Raw genomic sequence first — 24,279 nt, 5'->3', positions numbered from 1 at the left:
AGTTAAGACTTGTAAAAAAATGACACATTCCAAAGTGAACGATTCATATACTATGTACAAAAGGAGGCCTTACACTTATGCGCGCTTTCGTTATTATCGCTTTAACTTTTTTCAGTGTGATTAGCTGGGATGCGTTTTTTAAAGATAAAAATGATGATAAAAATACAACTGAATAGAAACTCTTCTTTTCTTACTTATTGGACAAACTAAAAAAACTTTCCAATTCTCCAAAATAACTTAGGCTTTTCTACAAAAATATTTAAACATAACAATTTTTGTAGATTTCCTCCGTTTATTGTCGGTTTCCATCCGCATACATTTTTTGAAAGTATGATATAATAATATAAATCTTGAAGGAAGGGATTTTGATATCATGATCGCTCGAAGGAGCATGTGGCATCGTATTGACGAATCATACACGTAGCGTATTTTCCAGCTCAGATACTTTAGTCTAGCGAAAAAAATACGAGAGTGGGGAAATTATGATTGCCCGAAGGATAATTTGGCAAAAAAAAGACTCTTCTTACACATAGCGTTTTGTTTAGGGCTTAATTGTTACTAGCTAAACAAAACAAAGAAGAGCAGGATTGCTAAATGAAGAATCCTACTCCACGTTTTGTTTAGTCGTTTTAAGACTTAAACTAAAACGAAAGTAGGGAGAATTGATGGACGAGAGGATTATTCGTTATTTCTTCAGCGACATATAGCGTAGTTAGTTTTTTCGTAAACTAACTGAAGCTACATGTGAGCTCGTAGTTAGTTTACAACACAAAAAAGGACTACTAACTACGGAAAGAAGGAATAACGATGAGGAACATCCAAAGTCGACAAATTATTAAAGAAATTTTTATGGTTTTAATCGGTTCATTTATTTTAGCAGCAGCGCTATATCACATTCACTTCCAAAACCACTTAACAGAAGGTGGCTTTGTAGGTATCGCACTATTCATCCAAAATTTTTATGATATTTCACCATCTATCTCAACTGTAATGATGGATATCCCAATTATTTTACTATGTGCGTCATTGTTAGGTAGAAAAATGGTTGGCTATTCATTTTTAGGTTCAATTTCATTCGGAGTATTTTATTCTCTTATGGAAAATTATTCTCCATTTACGGTCGATTTATCAAACAATTTATTTATAGCTGCAGTAGTTGGCGGTGCGTTAGCTGGTATTGGACTCGGTTTTATATTGCGATTTGGCGGTGCAACCGGTGGAGACGATATTTTAACAATTGTATTAAGTAAAAAAACACGTTTTACAATTGGGCAAATTTTCTTCGTCTTTGACGCGATTGTTCTTGCGCTTTCATTATATTATTTAAATTGGACAGAAATTGCTTTTACTATTCTTTCGATTGCCGTACAGGCAAAAACATTGGATTTAATTTATTATCCAAAAACAGAAAAAGCAGAAGAAAAGCAGCCAGTATCTCTTCCAATGTCCAAAAAGCATGCAACAAATTAAAAAAGCGAAAGGCTTCGGCCTCTCGCTTTTTTTATGCCCGTTTTTCCTTCTCGACTATGTGGCGCACTTGATAAAATCTATTTGCAAATTCAGTAACGTTTCTTGTTAAACGATAATTTACTGTAGACCCGATTGCCATTCCAATTACCGGAATACCTTGGAATAATTTACGACGAAGAGCATAAATCGAAAATGTTTTCAAAATTTGTTTTAGCACAACTTCAGTAGAAGCTGGTTGTAACACCGCTTCGTCTCCTTCGTAGAAGAACGAATCTTCTTGCTCTAACTCTTGCAGTAAATTGTACCATGCGTATTGCTGAAGTCTTCCTGGTAGTAATGACGCATGAAAGACCTTTAACGCAAGCATCATTTCATAAGGCTTGTTCACATCATGCCCAAATGACGTTGCAATAAGTTGGACAGCCTTCACATTTAACGCAATCATAACCGGAAAATCAGCTGTTAATAATAATAAACCTCCAGCACCCGTTGCTCCGCCTTGTACGAATGAATATAGGCGATGGCGTGCTGTTTGCTGCTCTGCTATGTATGTTAATTGATCAATAGATAATGCTTTTAAATCCTCTAGTTGCTCAATCGATTCATCAAATAATCTCGATGTTCCTAAAATACGATTACGCGCATCTAACTGTGATTGTGAACTTTGAATCAATGCATGCAAATGAAAGAGCCATCCATCTGCTTTCGTAAAGAAATCTTTTCGTTTTTTCTCAGGTAGTTTCGCAATTGTAGTATGTACCCATTTATCAAACAGTTTTTGAAAATCAGTCGCTTCTTGCTCAACTAATTGCGATTCCCATTCTTTTATATTGTCTAAAATGGCTTGTTCTCGCTTCGATCGCATCGTAACAACCACCTCGTTCGATTTTTTTCTATTGTAACATATTTCTGCTTATTCTTTGCAAATATGCTTGTCTATCTTTATTCACACACTATTTTTTCACAACATAAAATATTAACAAAAAAGGATGAGATAAATCACATGAATCTATCCGATATAAAAAAAGAATATCATGCAGTATTCAGTTTAGGACAAAACTGTTGGCCTGCTTGGGCGTTATATCAATTCAAATTATCACCATTTTTTGGCGTTATTGATTTTATGCTAAGCCCATCATTAGAAAAGGTGAATATATTATTACAAAATCGATTTGACCGTTTTTTACAGTTAGAAAACTTATCCTTCATCTCATTTTGGGATGATGGTGCGAAATTAAGACTACGGGACAATCTATATGAAATCGACTCCTGCCACGACTTTAAAACAGATGTAAACACACCAACTTCTTGGCCTTCTTATACAGAAATTAAGTTAAATTATGAGCATCGTATTACTCGTTTTCTAAATACAATTGAAACGGCACAATCTATATTGTTTATTAGAACTGGAGGAACATACGAAGAAGCACGTTCCTTGGAACACATTTTATCTCAAATCGTTACACATACATTCTCTGTCCTATTACTCATTCCTGAAGATGTACCAACTGTTACGGAAGAAGATTGGGGATTGCAAAATATTTGCGTTATAAAATGTCCTATTATGCATGTATTTCAGTACAATGAAGCATTTTGGAATGACTTATTTGATGGGATTACGATTAGACCACATCCTTAAATACATGGCACTTTTTATTACAAAACACATTATAATCATCCTTATATAGAATAAATAAGGAGTGATTGTATATGTATCCACGTGCAAAAGCTTTCGGTCTTGCTATACATCACGAGCGGCTTCTCGTACAAGAATATCATACAGGCGATGAAACATATTACCGGCCTCTTGGCGGTTCAATTGAACTTGGTGAAAAATCAGCACATACGATTATTCGTGAATTTCAAGAAGAGCTTCATACAGAAGTGGAAATCACCGATTATTTAGGTTGCTTAGAAAATATCTTTCATCTTGATGGAGAAATTGCTCATGAAATCATTCAACTATATTCTTTACGCTTATTAGACACATCACTATATGGAATGGAAAAAGTGAAGATACAAGATGAGCAAACAGTATCATATGCGAAATGGATTCCCATTACAGCATTCATTCAAGAGAAAAAAGCACTGTATCCAGATGGAATTTTAAACTATATTCAAAAGAAAAAAGACGAAATCCTATAGGATCTCGTCTTTCTTTTCATATAGTATATTAACCAATATCCCCAAGACGTAGTACGTCACGAGCGATCATAACTTCTTCGTCAGTTGGAATTACAATAATTTTTACTGGAGAATGTGGGAAGTTGATGAATGCTTCCTCACCGAATACGTTATTGCGTTTTGCATCGAAGTATACGCCCATGTACTCAAGGCCTTCTAATACGCGTTCACGAATAATCGCACTGTTTTCACCTACACCAGCTGTAAAGATGATTGCGTCTACACCTTTCATACGAGCAGTGTAAGAACCGATGTATTTGTGGATACGGCTTACGAATACGTCAAGTGCTACTTTCGCACGGTGGTCGCCTTCTTCTTCTTTCGCAATGATGTCACGTAGGTCACTAGAGAAACCAGTAAGACCTAACATACCACTCTTCTTGTTTAATACGTTAACCACTTCTTCTACTGTTTGACCTGTTTTTTCCATGATGTATGGAATTAACGCAGGGTCAAGGTTACCAGAACGTGTACCCATTGTTACACCAGCAAGTGGAGTGAAGCCCATAGAAGTATCGATAGATTTACCGCCTTCTACTGCTGCGATACTTGCACCGTTACCTAAGTGACAAGACAGTAAGCTTAAGCTTTCAAGTGGACGACCTAATAGCTCAGCTGCACGCTCAGTTACATATTTATGAGAAGTTCCGTGGAAACCGTATTTACGGATACCGAATTTTTCATAGTACTCATATGGTAAGCTGTATAGGAATGCAGATTCCGGCATTGTTTGGTGGAATGCTGTATCGAATACTGCTACTGCTGGTACGTTTGGTAATACTTCTTGGAATGCTTTAATACCAACAACGTTTGCTGGGTTGTGAAGTGGTGCTAAATCGCTTAATTCTTCGATATCAGCTAATACTTCATCAGTAATTAGAACAGAGTCAGCAAATTTTTCGCCGCCGTGAACAACACGGTGACCGATACCGCCAATCTCATCTAGAGATTTAACGATTCCGTTTTCAGTTAATTTTTTAAGAAGCATATTAACTGCTACTGCGTGATCTGGAATGTTTGTAATTTCTTTTTGTTTTTCGCCATCTACAGTAATAGTGAAGATACTATCTTCTAAACCGATACGTTCTACTAAACCTTTTGTTAATACTGTTTCACTTGGCATTTCAAATAATTGGAATTTTAAGGAAGAGCTTCCTGCGTTAATCGCGATGATTTTTGACATCTAGTCTTTCGCCCCTTTTTCTCTTGGTAGTTGTGTGGATGTTTCCACAAACCGCTCGATTTTATCTGATCAAATTTACTAAATATGAAAACGTTTCATCATTAGCAAATTTTATACTCACGATTTTAATTTAAACATCGTACGACATATATTTCAAGTGAAAAAATTGTAACACCAAGAAAAAAAATATATTACAGATTTCAAAAAAATTCAGTTAAATCTTGTATATATTTAAAAATATGACATATCATATAAAACTGTACTACATGAATTACTAACCCTGTTACATATACCTAGCCTTATTTATGCGTTGCAAACCAAGTATTTAATTGGTCCATAATGTCCTCCATCGCCTTCATGTTGGAGAATTTAGGTAACTCCACTAATAACGCCTGTTTTGGCATCGTTACACTAGGGCCTTTCTTTTGGAGAACAAATATACTTTTTGCATTTTTCTCGTTTTTAAACATGGAAACAGGTAGCTGTAATAACCCCTGAATAAAGCATGTTTCTTTAATAAATGCATGCAATTTCGGTGCTTGATCACTTTCAAAAATGAAGTTCGGCACTAAGAAGAATAAGTATCCGCCTTCTTTCGTATGCTTCACACTTTGTTCAATAAATAGGTGGTGGGCATATGACATTCCTTCATCTGCTTTTAACTTATATTCACTTGCACCGATTTCATTTGGATAGTAACCAACCGGTAAGTCTGAAACGACTGCATCAACTGGATCGATATAAAGCGGTGCTAGTCCATCTTGATGGAAGAATTCGATTGCATGCTTTTGTAAATTCGCATTTACTAAAGCAAGTTTAATTAGCACTTCGTCCACTTCTACACCAAATCCACTCATTGTTAGTCCTTCTTTGGCACTATTAAATACGGTAGTCATCAAGTTACCTGTTCCAATTGCAGGGTCTAACACAGTAATTTCATTTTGACCTTGCATAAATTTATGGAATAAGTAGCTCATGAACATACCAACTGCATCAGGCGTCATTTCGTGATTCGCTTGTACGCCTTCTTTCATTCCTTTTAAGATGGCTAACTGAAATGCTTTACGAATTTCTTCACCTTTATATGTTTCTTCATTAAACGTACTATATTCACGATTCAGCCTTTCAATTGCTGATTCTGATAATTCCTCTTGTAAAATTGCTCCTTCAAACAAGTTATCACCTGTTTCTACAAGCGCCTCTAAATATGTTACATCTAATTCTTTACGTAAAACTACCGCAGAAGAATCAAAAATAGAAAATAATGTTTCTACTGTCTGACTCACGTACATTCCTCCTTCTCTCTTTTACACATAACTTATATCATACCACAAAGTGTTTTTTTCCAAAAAGAAAAAGCGACCTCCTACAAAGAGCTCCCCTTTAAGTTATATATGATATAACGTTTTTTCTCATATATCGATGCCGTTACAGAGCAATATATGAGAAAAAACGACCTCTTTATAAGAGGCCATTTCTTTTGCATTATTTTGCAGCTTTAGCTGCTTCTAATGCTGCTTCATAGTTTGGATGGCTTGTACCTTCGCTTACGTATTCTACGTAAACTACTTTGTCATTGCTATCTACTACGAATACTGCACGAGCAAGTAAACGAAGCTCTTTCATTACTAAGCCGTAAGCTTCACCGAATGAAAGGTCACGGTGGTCAGAAAGTGTAACAACATTTTCTAAACCGTTTGCTGCACACCAGCGTTTTTGAGCGAATGGTAAGTCTACGCTAATTGTTAATACTTTCGCGTTTTCAATACCTGCTGCATCTTGGTTAAAACGACGTGTTTGTGCATCACATACACCTGTGTCGATTGAAGGTACAACACTAATTAATTTCACTTCGCCTTTGTATGTTTCTAAACTTACTGGAGATAAGTCATTTGCTAACACTTGGAAGTTTGGCGCTTGATCGCCAACTTTAACTTCTGTTCCAACTAAAGTCATTGGGTTACCTTTAAAAGTTACGTTTGCCACTTGAAAATCCTCCCTTATTTAAACAAAATATGTACAATGTAAATGATAGTTTGTCCCTATCGATAATGCAAATAAAATCGCTTTATTTACAAAAAAATTAAAGAAGCTAATCCATTGATCAGCTTCTTTATTCATTAAATTTGAAATTCCGGATCGTCTTCTTTTCGTTTATCCATCATTTCTTTCACTTTATCAACAGCTTGTGGCGCTAATTCAATTATTTTATCGATGACGTGTGTTTGCTTATCTAAATGTAACACTTTTACGCCTTCTCCATTTATAACGAGAAAAGCAACAGGATTAATAGAAACTCCTCCACCACTTCCCCCGCCAAATGGATGACGGCCTGAATGTTCTATTTTACCAAATTCACTTCCACCAGCGGCAAATCCGAAGCTAACTTTTGAAACGGTAAGAATTACACTTCCATCAGCAGCTTTAATTGGATCGCCTACAATTGTATTTACATCAGTCATTTGTTTTAAATGCTGCATTGCGGTTGTCATTAAACCTTGAATTGGATGGTCCATTCTATATCCCCCCTTATGCTTGAACAGATTTTTCAGTCGTACCAGATCTTTGTTTTCTCATAAACGCGATTAATTTAATACCTGTTTTTATAGCACGGAATATACGAAAGGATGCTGTTAATTCACATCTTGACGCAAACCCTTTCCCTTGAAAAACAGGAGTAATTTCAAATTCTGGTACGTCGACAATATGCATATATTGTCCTACAACTCCAGCAGCCATTCCTTTTGTCCCCCATGCATATCCGGTAACAATTCCAGTACTAGCTGCATCACCTGCACCAATTTGCGTGTGCCATCTCCAACCATTGATTTTCACTCGTTTGAGAAAATCTTTAACGATAGTATGAACTTCTTGCAGCTTTTTTATCAGTTCCCCAATGCTATCAAGTTGTGCCATAATTTTATTATCGAGCCCGCCATCCTCTTCAGCTTTTTCGATTTTTTGCCCGGTTTTCTTCTGTTGCTTCTCAATTCTTTCCAACACATCAAATGTATAGCGAATCATCCATATTTTCACTTGAAACAAACATTGCTTTTCCATTTCTGAATATAAAAATGTCACTTTAAGCTTTATTTTCGACAATAGTATAAGCAAAATAAAAAGGAGAAGAATTATTATTCCAATTACGAACCACTTCATACGTATCATCCTTTCACTCCGTACCCATTATCGACAACTTTATTCATCATTAAACAGAGTTTTATAAGATTGAATATAAAAATTTTTCTAAAAATAAAAAGGTATTTTGACAATTTATATCGAAATATATTATTTGAACATATCATCAGGGAACGGACTCTAATGATATGTAGTACGAAGCATAGAAAATTTAACTGCAGTGGAGGGATACATAATGGCAGATCGTCGCAATTTATTTTTCTTTTATGGTGATGACAAAGCAAAGCTCGTTGAAAAAATGAAACCAATCTATCGTATTTTAGAAGAGAATGGATTTACCATATTAGATCATCCAAAAAATGCAAACGCTATCGTCAGTGTTGGAGATGATGCAACTTTCTTACAAGCCGTTCGTAAAACTGGTTTTAGGGAAGATTGTTTATACGCAGGAATTTCTACGAAAGATGAAATTTCATTCTACTGCGATTTCCATATTGATCACGTTGATACAGCCCTTCAAGAAATTACAAAAAATGAAATTGAAGTGCGAAAATATCCAACAATTGAGGTAGATGTAGATGGCAGTACATCCTTCCATTGTTTAAATGAGTTCTCATTACGTTCTAGCATTATTAAAACGTTCGTTGTAGATGTTCACGTTGATGATTTATATTTCGAAACATTTAGAGGCGATGGTTTAGTTGTCTCTACTCCAACAGGAAGTACAGCTTACAATAAATCGTTACGTGGTGCAGTTGTTGATCCGCTTATCCCTTGCTTCCAAGTAAGTGAATTAGCATCTTTAAATAACAACACATACCGTACACTTGGTTCACCGTTCATTTTAAATCACGAACGTACATTAACTTTAAAACTAAGACCAGACGGTAACGATTATCCTGTTATCGGTATGGATAATGAAGCGCTTAGCATTAAACAAGTGGAAAAAGCTGTTGTACGCTTAAGCGATAAACAAATTAAAACAGTTAAATTAAAAAACAACTCTTTCTGGGAAAAAGTACAGAGAACGTTTTTATAGTATTAAAATAACCGTAGAATTATGGTGGCCCATAATTCTACGGTTATTTATTTACCCCTATTGGCGCGAACAACAACCTCTCGCTATCCGGCCGTTATTCTTGTCAGTTTTTGTCGGTAAGTCGATATATTTCAATAATCGCTGATATATTTCGAGTTACGGTCGATATATTCCGATAATCGCTGATATATTTTTACTCATCTTTTCTATAGACGACTCGGCCATCTATTACGGTCATTTCTGCTTGTACTTCTTTTATTTCTTCTGCCTCTATTTCAAAAATATTGCGGTCTAATATCGTAAAGTCCGCTTCATATCCTTTTGTAATTTGCCCTCGCTTCGCTTCTTTTCCAATTGCATAGGCACTTCCTGTTGTAAATAAAGAGACAGCCTCATATGCCGTTAGCCTTTCCTCTGGCATATAGCACACACCGTCAATAAAACTTCTACGTGTAACAGCGCTATATATGCCTAGAAACGGATTCACTTGCTCAATTGGAGCATCCGAGCCCCCGTTACAGTGTAATCCTGCTTCCAGTAACGTCTTCCAAGCGTACGCATAACGAAGACGTTGCTCACCTAGTTTTTCAATGACTGATGGAAAATCCGATGAAACAAAGACTGGTTGTATATCAATAATGGCTTGTAAGTTTTTCATTCTTTCAATCAACTCTTCACGAGCTAGCTGACAATGAATAATGCGGTCACGTAATCCTTCTGCTGGCGGATACAATTCAAGTGCATCAATGACATATTCAAGCGATAAGTCACCGATAGTATGAATCGCAACCGGCATATGTAAGTCTCGTGCTTTTTTCACTAACTCTGCAAGCTCTTCACGTGAGAAGATTGCAACACCATTTGTTTCCTTTGCATCTTCATACGGTTCACTTAATAAAGCTGTTCTTCCGCCAAAAGAACCGTCAGAAAAAATTTTCATTGCCCCAAATTCAATATAATGCTCATTTTCATATTCTTTTCGTTCATGTGCTACTTCATGGTGAACGAGTAAATGTGCTTTAAATGGCATTTCCTTTATAACATGAGAAAACGCATTGTGCGTTTTTCTAAAACCACCGTAATAATTTAAATCTTCCGTATGCCCACCAACGAGACCATATTGCCAACAATCTTTAATCGCTGTTTGCAGAGCTCTTTGTAAATAGGCTTCATCAATTTCAGGCTGCACATGTTTAATTAATTCTTGTCCTTGTTCATATAAAAGCCCTGTTAACATATTTGATGAATCATGGCCAATTTTCCCACCTTTTGGATCTTCTGTCGCTTCTGTTATATTTGCTTCTTGCAGTATGTATGAATTCACCCATGTAACGTGACGGCAAACTCTCTTTAATAAAATGGGATGTTCTTTCGAAATTCCATCTAAATCACGCGCGTGAACATCTTTCGTATCTGTAAAGTTATTCTCATTCCAACCTTCTCCAATAATCCAAGAACCTTTTGGTGCTTCTTCTACGCGCTTCCGAACGAGAGTCAGCACTTCGCTATAAGATGTGCAGTTTGATAAATCTAGACGAAGTAATCTCTCCCCGTGACCAATAAGATGCATATGGCTATCAACAAGGCCTGGAATCATCGTTTTGTCTTCTAAATCGTACAATGTAACCGCAGCATATCGGTTTTCTAACTCTTCTTTACTTCCAACATCAACAATCATACCGTTTTCAACGTAAACAGCGTCCACTTTTTCATTTTCTTCTCTCATTGTGTAAATGGTGCCGCCATACCAAATTTCCCCCATATATTTCATCTCCTTTATTTTTTATTGTATAAAAAAAAGCACCATTTCAAAACATGGTGCTTTTCTAAACATTACTTTTGTTCAGTAGTAGACGTTGTAATTTGCCACTCAATGCTAAATTTATCTTTTACTTGTCCGTATGCTGGGCTCCAGAACGTTTCTTGAAGTGGCATAATAACTTCGCCACCTTCTTGTAACTTGTTGAATACTTCTTTCGCTTTTTCTGCATTACTAATTTGAATTGCGATTGTTACTTGAGATCCAATTGTATGCCCTTTACCTGGGAATGTATCAGAAATCATAAGGTCCGTATTACCAACTTTTAAAGTAGCATGTAAAACGCGCTCTTTTGCTTCAGCTGGAACCGGGTATTCTGGATTTTCAGGCATGTCACCAAACGTTTGCATGACTTCTACTTTTGCATCTAACGCCTCTTTATAAAACTGTACAGCTTCTTGCCCACTACCATCTAAAACTAAGTACGGATTAATACCTAAAATCATACGGACACCTCTTCTTTTTAATTTATAAAACCGAACTTACGTTCGTTTCTATAATATCATATGCTTAATACTTCGTTCAACTATTTATTTCACTATTTTCAACATTATTTTGAAGGAATCTCCATCTCTTGTTTTCTAAGTTCAATACGGCGAATTTTTCCGGAAATCGTTTTTGGTAGTTCGTCTACAAATTCAATTTTGCGAGGGTATTTATATGGTGCAGTGAGTTCTTTGACGTGTTGTTGAAGTATTGGAATTAATGTTTCTTCGCTCTTTTCTATATTCTCTCTTAATACGATGAATGCCTTCACGACACTTCCGCGAATTTCATCAGGGCTTGCGACAACTGCACATTCTCTTACGTATGGATGTTTTACAAGTGCATCTTCTACTTCAAACGGCCCGATTGTATAACCAGAGCTAATAATAATATCATCACCGCGTCCTTCAAACCAGAAATAGCCGTCTTCATCTTTCTTCGCTTTATCACCGGTAATATAATAATCACCGCGGAATTGCATCGCTGTGCGCTCATCGTCTTTGTAGTATTGTTTAAAGAGGGCTGGCGTTTCAATGTGAACTGCAATATCACCAACCTCGCCTACTTTAACTGGAACACCTTCCTCATTTACGATATCAACGTGGTTACCTGGCGTTGGTTTTCCCATTGATCCTGGTCTAATATCCATCCCTTTCATTACACCAACAAGCAATGTATTTTCCGTTTGTCCATAGCCGTCTCTCACTGTAATATGAAAGTGCTTTTGGAACGTTTCAATGACTTCTCTATTTAACGGCTCACCTGCGGATACAGCACTATGTAACGCCTCTAAATTGTACTGGCTTAAGTCTTCTACTTTTGCCATTAATCTATACTCAGTCGGCGTACAACAAAGCACATTCACCTTATTATCGTCTAATAAATTTAAATACGTTTTTGGTTCAAACTTACCGTGGTATACAAATCCTGTTGCCCCTGAGCCTAGAGTTGCTAAAAACGGGCTCCAAATCCACTTTTGCCAGCCTGGACTAGCCGTCGCCCACACAACATCATTCTCTTCAATTCCGAGCCAATTTGGAGCGCTCGTACGTAAATGAGCGTATGCCCACGCATGCGTATGAACAACACCTTTTGGATTTCCTGTCGTTCCTGACGTGTAAGATAAAAAGACCATATCTTCTTTATCTGTCTTCGCCATTTCTAACATATCACTCTCTTTTTCTAACGCTGTTTTTAAATTAATCCATCCATCTACTGACTGCTCGCTCAGAACGAATTTTTGAAGAGAGTCCATCGCTTCTATATCATCAAACTGTCCAATGTACGGCTCATAACTTACGATTGCTTTTACTTCCCCGTGTCCAATACGGTATTCGATATCCTTTTTACGTAACATTTCTGAACTCGGAATTACGACAAACCCTGCTTTAATCGCAGCGATATACGTCATGTATGCTTCAATTAAACGAGGCATCATAATGAGGAGCTTGTCCCCTTTTTGCAGACCACTCTTTATAAAAGCGTTTCCAATTTTATTTGCACCTTTCATTAACTCAGCGTATGTAACTTCTCGTCGATTCCCTTTATCATCTTGCCAAATTAAAGCAAGCTTCTCTTTATCGCCTGTATATTTCTCTATTTCAGAAACTAAATTATAAGACGGCGGTGCCAACAATTCTTCTCTCTTCATAAACATCCTCCTTTTTCTTTATGCCTCCCTTATATAATAAAGAATTTTCTGTAAATTTTGAACCCTCTTCTTTTGACAAATTTTTCAGTTCTGTCGAATTGGTAAATGAAATTATATCGAGAGTTTTTCAAATATATCTAACACAACTTGGAATATATTAACGAAAATTAAATATATCGACTTACCGACAAATAGTGACATAACACAAAAAAGAAAGAGCGGGAGAACCCGCTCTTTCTAAGCCATCATATGGGATTATTTTTGGTAACCGCCTAATTGTTGCTCAGCTAGTGAAACTAGACGTTTAGTGATTTCACCACCAACAGAACCGTTAGCGCGAGCTGTTGCATCAGCTCCAAGTTGAACACCAAACTCTTGAGCGATTTCGTATTTCATTTGGTCTAATGCTGATTCAGCACCAGGAACCGCTAATTTATTTGTGCTACGTGACATGTTATATCACCTCCTTGTGAGTATAGAGTGTGATAAATAACATGACTTCATACACGTTTTAGATATGGTAATTTATGGTTTTAGAAAAGTTCTTCGAATTTTTCTTCTTCCGCCACTACTTCTACCGTTTGTAATACCATTGTTTCTTTGTTTGCTACAGCTTCATCGATTAATGGTGTGAAATCGTATTTCGCTTCAAAACGATTCGCTTTTTCACGCTTCGGCTTCGTCGCTGGGCTTGCTGGTGTAAATACTGTACAGCAATCTTCATACGGACGAATTGAAATTTCATATGTGCCGATTTCTTCAGCGATTTTAATAATCTCTAATTTATCCATCGTAATAAGCGGACGAATAACTGGATAGTTTGTTACTTCGTTAATCGTATGCATACTATCTAATGTTTGACTTGCTACTTGTCCAAGACTTTCACCAGTCGTGATTGCAAGTGCGTTACGCTCCTCTGCGATACGCTCTGTAATACGCATCATCATACGGCGCATAACTGTCATTGAATAGCTAGATGGGATTTCTTTATTAATCGTTTTTTGCACTTCTGTAAATGGAACAAGGTGAAGTGTTACACGTTTACAGTATTTCGTTAACTCTTGTGCTAAATCGATTACTTTTTGTTTCGCGCGCTCACTTGTGAAAGGTGGGCTATGGAAGTGAACTGCTTCCACAGATACGCCGCGTTTCATCGTTAAGTACGCTGCTACTGGGCTATCGATACCACCAGAAAGAAGTACCATTACTTTTCCGCCAACGCCAACTGGTAAACCGCCAGCTCCCATACGCTCATCGCACATAATATAGCTATAACCACTGCGAATTTCTACACGTACATTTACATCTGGATTATGAACATCTACAGTAATATCTTCTGTATTTTCTAGAATGTGTCCACCAATCTCAGGTAATAATTCCATCGTTCTCATTGGGAAATGCTTATAAGAACGGTGTACAGTAATTTTAAATGTTTTCACATCGCCTTTTACTTGTAAGAAAGCTGCTAATGCACCTTTTTTAATATCTTCTAATTCTGATGGTACTTTCATCGCTAAGTTAAACTTATGAATACCAAATACATCTTTCAATCTTTCAGATACCGCTTCATGATCTTCGCCATTTAATTGGATATACATACGGTCATGTGTTGCATCGATTTTAATATTCGGGAATTTTTTCAGTTTGAACTTCACGTTATCTTTTAATGTGCTTACAAATTTAGAACGGTTCTTACCTTTAGTCGTCATCTCTCCATAACGAACTAAAATATATTCATATGTCATCATATTCCTTTACCTCATCACTTCATATAATTTTGGCATCGTTTCTTTCACAATACCTTCAAATTGCTTTACTTCTTCCATCGTGTTTTCTGGCGCCAAACTAATGCGAATAGCACTTGCAGCAGCGGCATGCGGTACTCCCATTGACACTAACACTCTGCTCACTTCATTTGCTTTTGAAGAACAAGCAGATTTCGTTGATACATATACACCGTGCTCTTCTAAAGCATGAACGACCACTTCTGGTTTTAAACCTACAAATGATACATTTAAAATGTGCGGTGCTGCATATGCAAGCGACGTATTAATCGTTACATCTTCCATTTCTTTAAAGAAACGAACAAGCTCTGCTTGTAAACTTTGCAAATGAGCTACCTTTTCTTTCACTTGCTCCATTGTCATGCGAAGTGCTTTCACCATCGCTACAATGCCAGGTAAGTTCTCTGTACCAGAGCGATACTTCAGCTCTTGTTGACCACCTGATAAAATTGGATCTAACCTTACGCCATCACGTACATAAAGAAGACCCGTTCCTTTTACACTGTGGAATTTATGTCCAGATATTGAGCAAAGATCAATATGAGAAGCGTATAAATTAAGCGGTACTTTTCCTATCCCTTGTACATGGTCCACATGGAATCTTATTTTCGGATAATTCGATAATAACGTTCCAATTTCAGCAACAGGCTGAATTGCTCCAGTCTCGTTGTTCACGTGAATAATTGACACAAGAATCGTATCTTCACGAAGCGCTCGTTTTACATCCTCTACCGATACAACACCATGCTCATTAACCGGTAAATATGTTACATCAAAACCGAGATCTTCTAATTGTTTATATGCTTCAAACACAGACGCGTGTTCAATATTTGTTGTAATGATATGTTTACCGCGCGAACGATTCCTCATCGCTATTCCTTTAATCGCAAGGTTATTCCCTTCCGTTCCACCTGATGTGAAAATAATTTCAGAAGGCTTAACGTGAAGAAGCTGCGCTGCAATTGTTCTTGATTGTGTTAATAGACGCTCTGCCTCTCCTCCAAGCGAATGAATAGAAGAAGGATTCCCAAAATATTTCCCCGCAACCGTTACGTACGATTGAAGAGCTTCTGGATATGGCTTTGTCGTCGCACTATTATCAAAATAGATCATCGTTCTTCCCCTTTCAGCGCTGTCACATCATATAATCATATCACAAATACGTGTCATTACGCTAAGACTACTCAAAGGTTCCGTTATATTTTAAAACGAATAACCTTACTGTATTCCGCTCTTCATTATAGCAACATCGCCTGCAAAATTACACAAAAAAACAAACCCTTATGAAAGGGTTTGTTCATTGTCTACATATTCAGCTATTTTTTGAACAACGCCAGGCTCAAGTTGCTCTAGTACAGAAGCCGCTTGTTCTAAAGCTGCATCGTATTGATATTCACGGAATAATTTCTCCGCATAATTTAAGCTCTCTGCAAGGTTTTCATCATGACTGCGGTAACGATTACCGTATTGAATTAATTTTTCAACTAAATACGCTTGTCCAATTAACTCTTCTGTCATTTCAGCAACACCATTAACAGTTGTGTAAGCTTCTTCTAAACTGCTATTTACAGCATTCATATTTAACGGCTTCACTTCTAATTGCTCATATACAGCTTGCATTGCCATTTGTCCTCTTTTTAAATCTTCCATAATGCTCTCTGGAAGCCCTGGCAAATTCGACTTTTGCATAAAGCGTTTCGTTTCGAAAATAGTATTTCGCATTTCTTGTAACTTCTCACGTGCTTCAAATTCTTCTTTGCGCATCGTTTGCAGCATTTCTTTATATTCTGCATGAAGTACTTTTAATGTTTCACATTGCTCATAAATCTCTTCTAGTTCCTCACGAATAATAGAGAAGGCAATATCTTGTTCCGCAACGCGTAATTGCAGCATTTCAAAACGTTTCATTAAAATGTGCATTTGCTTTTCAATTACTTTTTGAGACTCAATGTCCTTATCTTGCAACTGATAGCTTTGTTTCACAAGCTGTGTTTCTGCTTTTGTTTCAATCGTTTCAGTGCGAATTTCTTCTAAGTCTTCATAAACAGAAAGTGTTTTTTGCTCCACATAATGTCTCGCATGTACTTCTTGTTCTAGTTGATCATAGAAGCTATCTAAACTCGTTTTTAAGTTTTCTACTTTTTCAGCCGCTTCCGTTATGTGAAGCTCCTGTATATCCATTAAACATATTTGTAGTTGTTTCTTCATATCGCGAACTTCTTTAGGGATTTCCAAATACTCTAATACATAACCTTGTCTTACCATGTCATTATGTCCGTGTAATAAATCTTCCAGCTGAACTGGTAACGTCGCTTGACACTCTACCAATAAATCTGGAATTTGGTGAATAATGATTTCTAAATCTGCTAAACCTTCTTCCAAACTAATAACAATTTCTCTCGCTTTTAAATAGTCACCATTATTTGTTGCTTCTTCAAAGGTTTTAAATTTCTCAGATTCAGCGTCTAGCATCTCTTCAATTTTCTGCTCTGCTGCTCCATACATATGTCTATGAGCAAGAACACTCTTCTTCATACTACGATATGTATCACGTAACCCTTCGATTTCCGAGCTATTTTTTTCATGGCTTTCTAACAATTGCTGTAATTCATTTAAAATGTCTGTAATACGATTATCAGCGTCATCTAAACCACTTATGGATTCATTCATCGCATGCTTTGCTTTTCGGAAGGAGAATTGCGAGGCGAATTTTCGCGCTTGCGCTAAATCTTTGTCAGCTTTCGGAATGGTTGTTGATACAATTTCATCCCATTCTTCACGCCATTTACCAAACAGTTCTTCTGTTTGACCCGTCATATTTAAATCTTTCACCCGTTTTAGTTCATCTGCCACAGGTTTATCTTTTATCTCTTGTTTCCACTGCTCAAGTGCTTCAATATCTTTATATGAACGATTTCTTATCACAAGCTCTATCATGAGCAGCACTAGAATAGAGCTTACTACAATGATAACGATCGTCAGGATAGAATCCATGCAAAAAAGCCTCCTAGTTATATCTCTTTTTTTGTCCGTTCCGTTTATGAAATGGAAGGCATTATGTATAAAAAGGGAATTCCCCTATATTTAACAACTAACAATGTACTAATCATACCATGTAATGGTTTGTTTTTGACCTAGTTTTTTTTAAAATTTCATGTTTCTTTCAATGCAATTGTAATCTTTCTCAATATTCCGTTTGGATTACCTCTCATCATCAAATGAATGCAGCAAAGGGCCTTCTTCCATATGAGATGCGAAATATATTTTACGTACAAGTGGCGGTTCAATAGAAATCGCATGCACATTTCCTTGCCTTACCGCTTGCTCTACTGATATTTCTGGAAGTAATGTGATGCCAAGTCCGGCACTAACCATCGCAAGCATCGGTTCTGCATAAGAAGTTTCAAATGCAATAATCGGTTTCGCACCTATCCCTTGAAACAGATTCGTAATCATTTTTCTAACATCACAGATTTCTGGGTATACGATTAACTTTTCATTTTGCAAATCTTCCATTCGAATTACTGTTTTCTCTTTATAAAGATGATCATTTGAAACGACACACACAATTTTTTCTTCTCGTATTTCTTTTATACACGTAGCACCTTCTACTACTGAATCGATGAACATCGCTTCAATCTTCCGTTCTTTAAAAAGTCCTATCAGTACTTTCGTATGCTCAATTTTCCATTCTATTTCGAACCCGTCACCTAATGTATCTTTACATTTTGATATGTAATGTGCTGCTAAACTTGGCAATATGCCTATTGAAATGTTCCTCTTCTCTTGAAATTTCTTCATTTCGGCTTTCACTTCATGTATGTGTTCCAAAATCGGTAACATTCTTTTTATAAATAACTCTCCAGCCTCTGTTAACTCCACTCCTTGCGCGGAACGCTTCAGTAAAGTAACTTCTAAATCCGCCTCTAACCTTTGAATTTGTTTACTAAGCGCCGGCTGAGAAATATGTAAAATTTTACTCGCCTTTGATAAACTTCGTGTATTTTTTACTTCAATAAACGATCGTACTGCCTCTAAATCCATCGTACACACCTCTAACAAAAAGTTATAACTGTCATAAAAAATCGATATTTCCTTCTATAAACAATTACTCTTTATACTTATTTCATCAACTTACTATAACGAAATGTAAAGGGGAAAGATACTCTTGAACAAAAAACAAATGCTACTCGGATCCCTCCTATGCTTACTTGCCGTAACGGCTTGGGGATTTATGTTTCCTGTCATGGCAAACGCCTTACAGTTTATCGATCCGTTCTTCTTCACAACGATTCGCTATGGATCAGCAGCTATTATTTTTCTTATTCTGTTATTACTTACCGAAGGGACAAAGTCACTCCGCTTAGAAAAGAAAACACTTTCGTTACTTTTTTACGGAACAGTCGGTTTCGCAGGATATGGTTTTCTCGTTTTCTACGGACAACAACTTGCCGGACCGTCTGGAGCCATCCATGCCGCGATGATTCAGTCTCTTATGCCACTCATCGCTTTATTATTGCAGTGGATAACTAAAAACAAACGCCCACAAAACTACACTTTCCTTTGTATGTTCGTTGCACTTATCGGTGTTATGCTTGTCATTTCAAAAGGAAATATTCACTTATTATTTGGAGCTGCCAGTCACCTCTCAACAAATATACTTATGCTGTGCGGCGTTACTTGCTGGGTCATTTATACAAACGGTGGTGCTAGTTTTCAATCTTGGTCACCACTTAGGTATACGACGTTAACTTGTTTATTTGGCTCAATTTCACTCATCACTATCGTCACTTTTTTAACTTATACAAACGTTGTCACTGTACCTTCACCATCTACAATTATGAACGTTCGTTTTGAACTCTTATATATGTCAATTATTGCAGGCGTTATCGCAGTATTTTGCTGGAACGCAGGAAATCGCTACATTTCATCTATTAACGGCATATTATTTATGAATTTAGTTCCTGTGCTTGCACTTATCGGTTCCATCTTTCGAGGTTATATAGTCGACAAGGTTGAAATTTCCGGAGCTTCATTAACAATTATCGCGCTTTTATGCAACAATTTATGGCAAAGAAAGAAAAGCACAAAAATCCCCACCTCAGTTCGTTAGGTGGGGATTTCTCACATATGAACAGCTCTTGGCCATTCCTGATACATATTCGTTATACATAATGTTTGTTCCATCCATTGTTCAATTTCTTTCGTGTACATTTCTAAGAAAAAGGTCTCAGATGGAAAAGAATGCAGCACTTCTGATATATATTGCGGATATAAAAACGGCATATTCATCATGCCTTTTAATTGCGTCATAAACATTGTAAAAGATACCTTCTTAAACTCTTGTTTCATTTGTCCTTGTCTAATCACTTGCTCTATATAATATCTTTCTTTAGAAAAATAAACGGTCATCACTTCGCGAATTAATGTCGTATCAAGCGACAGCTCTCGGTAAAAGAAACGTGTCAGCTCCCTATTATCAAATTGATATCGTAAAATCCCTCGTACCATTTGCACCATTACATCTTTAGCCGACAAATACTCCCTCTGTTCAAAGGATGTTTCAATCACATGAATATACCCTTCTAAAAAATTAGTAATAAGCTGCTCTAATAGGCCCTGCTTTCCAGCAAAATAATATGAAATATTCGCTACATTCACATCCGCTCGCTTTGCAATGTCTCGCACCGACGTTCCATCATACCCTTTCGTGTTAAACAACGATATTGCCGCATCGATTACTTTTTGTTTCGTCTGTTTCATGCGCTCACTTCCTCTCACTGAACAGCTATAGTGTAAATTTCTTGACTTTTAAGACAAATTCCTTTAATTTTCTATCGACAAAGTCATGTGAAATACATCGTATTTTGCTAATATTTTACACATCTCGATAAAAAAGGAGCTGTTTCCATGTTTACTAAAGAAAGTTATGCAGGATCTCGCGTGCAGCAATATGAGACAGTAATAAAACAACTGGATGCATTATTAACTGGTGAATCAAACGTAGTCGCAAACTTATCAAATGCGTCCGCATTATTAAACCAATTTTTGGATCGCGTTAATTGGGTTGGCTTTTACGTAACAGAAGGAAATCAGCTTGTTCTTGGACCATTCCAAGGAATGCCTGCTTGCGTGCGCATTCCATTTGGACGAGGCGTTTGCGGCGTTGCAGCTGAAACGAAAACAACGCAGCTTGTAGCAGACGTCCACCAATTCCCAGGGCATATCGCTTGCGACAGTGCTTCAAATTCAGAAATTGTCGTACCGATTATTAAAGATGGGAATGTCATTGGTGTACTTGATATTGATAGTCCTGAAAAAAATCGTTTCGACGAAGTAGATCAGCGCTATTTAGAAAAGTTTGTGGAAACACTCCTAAAACATATGTAACAAAAAAGAGCCAGTTATCGATTAAGTACATGACGTACAAAACCGATAGCTAGCTCTTTTTTATTGATTACTAACAGTAGATATTTTCTTTAACGCTTGCTCTAAATCAGAAACGATATCCTCCCACGATTCTAAACCGACAGATAAACGTATTAAATTATCATAAATGCCCATTTCTTGTCTTAACTCAGCTGGAATCGCAGCGTGCGTCATCGTTGCCGGATGCTGAATTAACGTTTCTGTATCTCCTAAACTTACCGCAATTGTAATAAAGTGAAGCTCATTAATAAACGCCTGCGTCTCTTCTTTCCCGCCTTTAATTGAAAAAGATATAACGCCACCCCCACGTTTCATTTGGCGAGATGCTAACTCTCCTTCTGGGTACCAAACACCTTCTACCGCATCATGATTTTTTAGGAACGATACAATTTTTTCTGCATTATCACAATGGCGGTCCATTCTTACCGCTAGTGTCTTTAATCCGCGTAACAATAACCACGCATCAAACGGCGCCATAATACCGCCGATATCTTTTCGCATCGGGCGAATCTTTTCAGCTAACGCTTTCGTTTTACAAATTGTTACACCCGCTACAACGTCACCGTGACCACCAATATATTTTGTCGCACTATGAACAACGGCGTCACAGCCAAGTTCAAGCGGTCTTTGTAAATAAGGTGAACAAAACGTATTGTCAACAATGACAAGTAAACCATTTCGCTTCGCAGCCTGAATCACTTGTTTTAAATCAATTAATTTCATTGTCGGATTAATCGGTGTTTCAACGAAAATAAGCTTTGTATTTGGGCGAATTTTATTTTCAATATCAGCCTCTGTCTCCATATCACAAAACGAATGCATAATCATAAATTTTTCTTCCAACACTTCCAAAAAGCCGTACGTGCATCCGTATAATCCATTTGAACAAATAATATGATCTCCAGCTTTTAGAAAACCAATTAACGTTGCGGAAATAGCTGCCATACCGGATCCGAAAGCAAGCGCTTCTTCTCCTCCTTCTAACACCGCCATACGTTCTTCAAATAATTTCACAGTTGGATTTCCAAGTCTTGAGTAAATATAAGATGGATCCACTCCCGCAAAACTCGCTTCTCCTTGCTGCGCAGTCTCAAATGTAAATGTAGACGTTTGAAATAAAGGCGGTGTCAAACTTCCTTTATGTTCCTCTGATGTATAACCGTGATGAATTAACGCTGTCTCCATATGCTTCTTTTTCATAAAAACATCCCCTTTATGTTTTTATTACCGCATATTCACCAACAAAAATTTGATGAACGTTTTTACTACATTTTATGTAAGCGTTTTATTTGTGTTTCTATCTCTTCTTTTATATCGTTTTAAATTCCTTCTTGTTCATTTCCAAAATTTATATGCATAAAACAAAAACGTACTCGCTTGACGAAACTCTGGGTAAAAGATATAATAGCGTTTGTGTAAAATAAAAAGGCAGCCTTGTAATGTGAGTTTATCGTTTGTATTTTGTTCCTCTACGGAGGTGTATCTCGTAACTCCCTGCTGCTGGAGCGAAGGTACATGAAAACAAAATGCCCGTAAATATCGATTACGTCTGTTTTTATTTTACGTAAATAAAAACATTTTAAAGGAGGAGTCAACTATGGCTCGTTATACAGGTCCAGCTTGGAAACTGTCTCGTCGTCTTGGAATCTCTCTAAGCGGCACAGGAAAAGAATTAGAAAAACGCCCTTACGCACCAGGTCCTCACGGTCCTAACCAACGTAAGAAACTTTCAGAATACGGTTTACAATTACAAGAGAAACAAAAACTTCGTCACATGTACGGCATGACTGAGCGTCAATTCCGTCGCACATTTGACCAAGCAGGTAAAATGCCTGGTAAGCACGGCGAAAACTTCATGATCCTTCTTGAAGCTCGTCTTGACAACTTAGTTTACCGTATGGGCTTAGCTCGCACTCGTCGTGCAGCTCGCCAATTAGTAAACCACGGTCACATCATGGTTGATGGCGCTCGCGTAGATATCCCATCTTACCGTGTAAAACCTGGTCAAACTATCAGCGTTCGCGAAAAATCTAACAACCTTGTTGTTGTTAAAGAAGCGATCGAAGTTAACAACTTCGTACCAGAATACTTAACTTTCGATGCTGACAAATTAGAAGCTACTTACACTCGTCACGCTGAGCGTGCTGAGTTACCAGCTGAAATCAACGAAGCATTAATCGTAGAGTTCTACTCTCGTTAATCTCGGTACTCTGAAAAGAGTCGTATTAAAAGCCTTAGGAACCTTGTTTATCAAGGGGCCTGGGCTTTTTTTATTTTATTTAACAATGCAAGATAAGGCATAAAAAAGAATGTAATTGGGGCCACAATAAAAAAAAAGCTGGCGTGTATATAGAGATGGGGAAGTATCAAAAAGCAGATACTAAAAGGAGCTACTTATTTTGAAAGAAAACTTCATGAAAATTCCTCTTTATATACATGACTTTCAAACATTAAAATTGTTATTAGAAGAAATAATACAAGACGAAATAGAATTGTTTGAAGGGTTTTCTAAATATACTTTACATATTTCATCTAAAGAATCTAAAATAACTATTAGCCTTAGAAGTGAGCTTTTTCCAAAACCATATTTAGCAATTGCTGCTATAAGCATTACACCAAGTAATCAAGGAAAAGGAAGCATTATTCTTGAATGGTTTAAAACATTCACAAAAGAAAAAGGCTTCGAGCGTTTAGTATTACAAGAAGTCATAACCAAAGAAGGTTACCACTTTTCATTAAAAAATAGGTTTACAAAAGCGTGTAATCTATACGAGGAAACATTCGGAGATCCAAGCAGTATTAATGAGGATTATGAATTATATTTAACGTAAAGAATGAAATAACAGTGAACAAATATTCCCCCTATGCGTTCACTTTTTACTTGGTGAGTTATCGTATATAGTACGTTCTTTCCTGTCCATAAGATCATCTCTTTCATTCATTGGTTTCCATCTCTTTTCTTTTTATTCCCTTTGTAAGTGAGTATTGTATACAACTTCCTATCTTCCAGAAAAAACTTCCTCTCATAAGTTACGCAAATAACTTATTGAACAAATTCCGTTTTGATAAAGAATGAATATATAGCGAGCATCAATA

The 24,279-nt window shown here is 36.9% G+C and carries 24 protein-coding genes; 8 read left to right on the top strand and 16 right to left on the bottom strand.

Going from position 1 to position 24,279, the window contains the following annotated elements; genetic code table 11:
- Positions 1–807: 807 nt before the first annotated feature.
- The gene (locus ACTFRS_RS12315) at positions 808–1,470 is read left to right on the top strand and encodes a YitT family protein (RefSeq protein WP_139866439.1); all 663 of its coding nucleotides are present in this window, start codon (positions 808–810) and stop codon (positions 1,468–1,470) included.
- Positions 1,471–1,501: 31 nt separating this feature from the next.
- Here the strand turns inward: ACTFRS_RS12315 and ACTFRS_RS12310 are convergent, their stop codons facing one another.
- On the bottom strand, positions 1,502–2,335 hold the full coding sequence (locus ACTFRS_RS12310; protein ID WP_087954100.1) for an EcsC family protein: 834 nt from the start codon (positions 2,333–2,335) through the stop codon (positions 1,502–1,504).
- 138 nt (positions 2,336–2,473) lie between these two features.
- On the opposite strand from ACTFRS_RS12310, the gene ACTFRS_RS12305 reads away from it, so the two are divergent.
- Together ACTFRS_RS12305 and ACTFRS_RS12300 are read left to right on the top strand one after the other, a co-directional pair.
- The gene (locus ACTFRS_RS12305) at positions 2,474–3,109 is read left to right on the top strand and encodes a DUF1796 family putative cysteine peptidase (RefSeq protein ID WP_139866438.1); all 636 of its coding nucleotides are present in this window, start codon (positions 2,474–2,476) and stop codon (positions 3,107–3,109) included.
- Between the two features lie 71 nt (positions 3,110–3,180).
- On the top strand, positions 3,181–3,615 hold the full coding sequence (locus ACTFRS_RS12300) for an NUDIX hydrolase (protein WP_139866437.1): 435 nt from the start codon (positions 3,181–3,183) through the stop codon (positions 3,613–3,615).
- A 28-nt stretch (positions 3,616–3,643) separates the two neighbouring features.
- Here the strand turns inward: ACTFRS_RS12300 and ackA are convergent, their stop codons facing one another.
- From ackA to ACTFRS_RS12275, 5 genes are all read right to left on the bottom strand, one after another.
- A complete protein-coding gene (gene ackA, locus ACTFRS_RS12295; protein WP_000034580.1) occupies positions 3,644–4,837 on the bottom strand; it encodes an acetate kinase in 1,194 nt (397 codons plus the stop codon).
- 299 nt (positions 4,838–5,136) lie between these two features.
- Positions 5,137–6,123: a class I SAM-dependent methyltransferase gene (locus ACTFRS_RS12290; RefSeq protein ID WP_139866436.1), complete on the bottom strand. Its 987-nt coding sequence runs from the start codon at positions 6,121–6,123 to the stop codon at positions 5,137–5,139.
- A gap of 199 nt (positions 6,124–6,322) precedes the next feature.
- Complete coding sequence (gene tpx, locus ACTFRS_RS12285) at positions 6,323–6,823, bottom strand: thiol peroxidase (RefSeq protein WP_000024530.1); 501 nt, start codon at positions 6,821–6,823, stop codon at positions 6,323–6,325.
- 134 nt (positions 6,824–6,957) lie between these two features.
- Positions 6,958–7,353 carry a GerW family sporulation protein gene (gene ytfJ / locus ACTFRS_RS12280; RefSeq protein ID WP_000350002.1) on the bottom strand — a complete coding sequence of 132 codons (396 nt, stop codon included), beginning with the start codon at positions 7,351–7,353 and terminating at the stop codon, positions 6,958–6,960.
- A gap of 13 nt (positions 7,354–7,366) precedes the next feature.
- Positions 7,367–8,005, bottom strand: coding sequence for a DUF2953 domain-containing protein (locus ACTFRS_RS12275; protein WP_139866435.1), 639 nt, complete (start codon positions 8,003–8,005; stop codon positions 7,367–7,369).
- Between the two features lie 205 nt (positions 8,006–8,210).
- Between ACTFRS_RS12275 and ACTFRS_RS12270 the strand changes: the two genes are divergently transcribed.
- Positions 8,211–9,014: an NAD kinase gene (locus tag ACTFRS_RS12270; RefSeq protein WP_000785168.1), complete on the top strand. Its 804-nt coding sequence runs from the start codon at positions 8,211–8,213 to the stop codon at positions 9,012–9,014.
- A 193-nt stretch (positions 9,015–9,207) separates the two neighbouring features.
- Here the strand turns inward: ACTFRS_RS12270 and ACTFRS_RS12265 are convergent, their stop codons facing one another.
- The 8 genes from ACTFRS_RS12265 to ACTFRS_RS12230 all read right to left on the bottom strand — a co-directional run bounded on the left by ACTFRS_RS12265 (position 9,208) and on the right by ACTFRS_RS12230 (position 18,798).
- Positions 9,208–10,776 carry an amidohydrolase gene (locus tag ACTFRS_RS12265; protein WP_139866434.1) on the bottom strand — a complete coding sequence of 523 codons (1,569 nt, stop codon included), beginning with the start codon at positions 10,774–10,776 and terminating at the stop codon, positions 9,208–9,210.
- A gap of 71 nt (positions 10,777–10,847) precedes the next feature.
- On the bottom strand, positions 10,848–11,279 hold the full coding sequence (locus ACTFRS_RS12260) for a VOC family protein (RefSeq protein WP_139866433.1): 432 nt from the start codon (positions 11,277–11,279) through the stop codon (positions 10,848–10,850).
- A 104-nt stretch (positions 11,280–11,383) separates the two neighbouring features.
- Positions 11,384–12,970 carry an acyl-CoA synthetase MbcS gene (mbcS, locus tag ACTFRS_RS12255; RefSeq protein ID WP_139866432.1) on the bottom strand — a complete coding sequence of 529 codons (1,587 nt, stop codon included), beginning with the start codon at positions 12,968–12,970 and terminating at the stop codon, positions 11,384–11,386.
- A gap of 255 nt (positions 12,971–13,225) precedes the next feature.
- Complete coding sequence (locus ACTFRS_RS12250; RefSeq protein WP_000091640.1) at positions 13,226–13,423, bottom strand: alpha/beta-type small acid-soluble spore protein; 198 nt, start codon at positions 13,421–13,423, stop codon at positions 13,226–13,228.
- Between the two features lie 80 nt (positions 13,424–13,503).
- A complete protein-coding gene (gene thiI, locus ACTFRS_RS12245; RefSeq protein ID WP_000989288.1) occupies positions 13,504–14,718 on the bottom strand; it encodes a tRNA uracil 4-sulfurtransferase ThiI in 1,215 nt (404 codons plus the stop codon).
- Between the two features lie 6 nt (positions 14,719–14,724).
- A complete protein-coding gene (locus ACTFRS_RS12240) occupies positions 14,725–15,867 on the bottom strand; it encodes a cysteine desulfurase family protein (protein ID WP_000638965.1) in 1,143 nt (380 codons plus the stop codon).
- 168 nt (positions 15,868–16,035) lie between these two features.
- Entirely contained in the window at positions 16,036–17,748 is a 1,713-nt protein-coding gene (gene ezrA, locus ACTFRS_RS12235; RefSeq protein ID WP_000377292.1) for a septation ring formation regulator EzrA, read from the bottom strand.
- A 207-nt stretch (positions 17,749–17,955) separates the two neighbouring features.
- Complete coding sequence (locus tag ACTFRS_RS12230) at positions 17,956–18,798, bottom strand: LysR family transcriptional regulator (RefSeq protein ID WP_139866430.1); 843 nt, start codon at positions 18,796–18,798, stop codon at positions 17,956–17,958.
- A gap of 124 nt (positions 18,799–18,922) precedes the next feature.
- Between ACTFRS_RS12230 and ACTFRS_RS12225 the strand changes: the two genes are divergently transcribed.
- A complete protein-coding gene (locus ACTFRS_RS12225; protein WP_242293726.1) occupies positions 18,923–19,867 on the top strand; it encodes a DMT family transporter in 945 nt (314 codons plus the stop codon).
- 11 nt (positions 19,868–19,878) lie between these two features.
- On the opposite strand, the gene refZ is transcribed toward ACTFRS_RS12225, so the two are convergent.
- On the bottom strand, positions 19,879–20,517 hold the full coding sequence (gene refZ, locus ACTFRS_RS12220) for a forespore capture DNA-binding protein RefZ (protein WP_000814933.1): 639 nt from the start codon (positions 20,515–20,517) through the stop codon (positions 19,879–19,881).
- Between the two features lie 147 nt (positions 20,518–20,664).
- Here refZ and ACTFRS_RS12215 point away from each other — a divergent pair, with 147 nt between their 5' ends.
- A complete protein-coding gene (locus ACTFRS_RS12215) occupies positions 20,665–21,144 on the top strand; it encodes a GAF domain-containing protein (protein ID WP_000494335.1) in 480 nt (159 codons plus the stop codon).
- Positions 21,145–21,204: 60 nt separating this feature from the next.
- On the opposite strand, the gene megL is transcribed toward ACTFRS_RS12215, so the two are convergent.
- Positions 21,205–22,383 (bottom strand): methionine gamma-lyase, encoded by a 1,179-nt coding sequence (gene megL, locus ACTFRS_RS12210; protein ID WP_440024912.1) that lies wholly within the window; start codon positions 22,381–22,383, stop codon positions 21,205–21,207.
- A gap of 397 nt (positions 22,384–22,780) precedes the next feature.
- Here megL and rpsD point away from each other — a divergent pair, with 397 nt between their 5' ends.
- Positions 22,781–23,383, top strand: coding sequence for a 30S ribosomal protein S4 (gene rpsD, locus ACTFRS_RS12205; protein ID WP_000135311.1), 603 nt, complete (start codon positions 22,781–22,783; stop codon positions 23,381–23,383).
- Positions 23,384–23,582: 199 nt separating this feature from the next.
- The gene (locus tag ACTFRS_RS12200; RefSeq protein WP_440024913.1) at positions 23,583–24,014 is read left to right on the top strand and encodes an N-acetyltransferase; all 432 of its coding nucleotides are present in this window, start codon (positions 23,583–23,585) and stop codon (positions 24,012–24,014) included.
- Positions 24,015–24,279: the final 265 nt, after the last annotated feature.

The sequence above is a fragment of the Bacillus cereus group sp. MYBK139-1 genome (assembly GCF_051916915.1).
Classification (GTDB): Bacteria; Bacillota; Bacilli; order Bacillales; family Bacillaceae_G; genus Bacillus_A; species Bacillus_A pacificus.
Note: the sequence above shows the minus strand (reverse complement) of the source record. Positions and strands in the feature narration are given on the sequence as shown.

What these genes read in the sequence shown, in the direction of transcription:
- ACTFRS_RS12315 (WP_139866439.1), top strand. Translation starts at nt 808, where the DNA reads ATGAGGAACATCCAAAGTCGACAAATTATTAAAGAAATTTTTATGGTT.
- ACTFRS_RS12310 (WP_087954100.1), bottom strand. Translation starts at nt 2,335, where the DNA reads ATGCGATCGAAGCGAGAACAAGCCATTTTAGACAATATAAAAGAATGG.
- ACTFRS_RS12305 (WP_139866438.1), top strand. Translation starts at nt 2,474, where the DNA reads ATGAATCTATCCGATATAAAAAAAGAATATCATGCAGTATTCAGTTTA.
- ACTFRS_RS12300 (WP_139866437.1), top strand. Translation starts at nt 3,181, where the DNA reads ATGTATCCACGTGCAAAAGCTTTCGGTCTTGCTATACATCACGAGCGG.
- ackA (WP_000034580.1), bottom strand. Translation starts at nt 4,837, where the DNA reads ATGTCAAAAATCATCGCGATTAACGCAGGAAGCTCTTCCTTAAAATTC.
- ytfJ (WP_000350002.1), bottom strand. Translation starts at nt 7,353, where the DNA reads ATGGACCATCCAATTCAAGGTTTAATGACAACCGCAATGCAGCATTTA.
- ACTFRS_RS12275 (WP_139866435.1), bottom strand. Translation starts at nt 8,005, where the DNA reads ATGATACGTATGAAGTGGTTCGTAATTGGAATAATAATTCTTCTCCTT.
- ACTFRS_RS12270 (WP_000785168.1), top strand. Translation starts at nt 8,211, where the DNA reads ATGGCAGATCGTCGCAATTTATTTTTCTTTTATGGTGATGACAAAGCA.
- ACTFRS_RS12265 (WP_139866434.1), bottom strand. Translation starts at nt 10,776, where the DNA reads ATGGGGGAAATTTGGTATGGCGGCACCATTTACACAATGAGAGAAGAA.
- ACTFRS_RS12260 (WP_139866433.1), bottom strand. Translation starts at nt 11,279, where the DNA reads ATGATTTTAGGTATTAATCCGTACTTAGTTTTAGATGGTAGTGGGCAA.
- mbcS (WP_139866432.1), bottom strand. Translation starts at nt 12,970, where the DNA reads ATGAAGAGAGAAGAATTGTTGGCACCGCCGTCTTATAATTTAGTTTCT.
- ACTFRS_RS12250 (WP_000091640.1), bottom strand. Translation starts at nt 13,423, where the DNA reads ATGTCACGTAGCACAAATAAATTAGCGGTTCCTGGTGCTGAATCAGCA.
- thiI (WP_000989288.1), bottom strand. Translation starts at nt 14,718, where the DNA reads ATGATGACATATGAATATATTTTAGTTCGTTATGGAGAGATGACGACT.
- ACTFRS_RS12240 (WP_000638965.1), bottom strand. Translation starts at nt 15,867, where the DNA reads ATGATCTATTTTGATAATAGTGCGACGACAAAGCCATATCCAGAAGCT.
- ezrA (WP_000377292.1), bottom strand. Translation starts at nt 17,748, where the DNA reads ATGGATTCTATCCTGACGATCGTTATCATTGTAGTAAGCTCTATTCTA.
- ACTFRS_RS12230 (WP_139866430.1), bottom strand. Translation starts at nt 18,798, where the DNA reads ATGGATTTAGAGGCAGTACGATCGTTTATTGAAGTAAAAAATACACGA.
- refZ (WP_000814933.1), bottom strand. Translation starts at nt 20,517, where the DNA reads ATGAAACAGACGAAACAAAAAGTAATCGATGCGGCAATATCGTTGTTT.
- ACTFRS_RS12215 (WP_000494335.1), top strand. Translation starts at nt 20,665, where the DNA reads ATGTTTACTAAAGAAAGTTATGCAGGATCTCGCGTGCAGCAATATGAG.
- megL (WP_440024912.1), bottom strand. Translation starts at nt 22,383, where the DNA reads ATGAAAAAGAAGCATATGGAGACAGCGTTAATTCATCACGGTTATACA.
- rpsD (WP_000135311.1), top strand. Translation starts at nt 22,781, where the DNA reads ATGGCTCGTTATACAGGTCCAGCTTGGAAACTGTCTCGTCGTCTTGGA.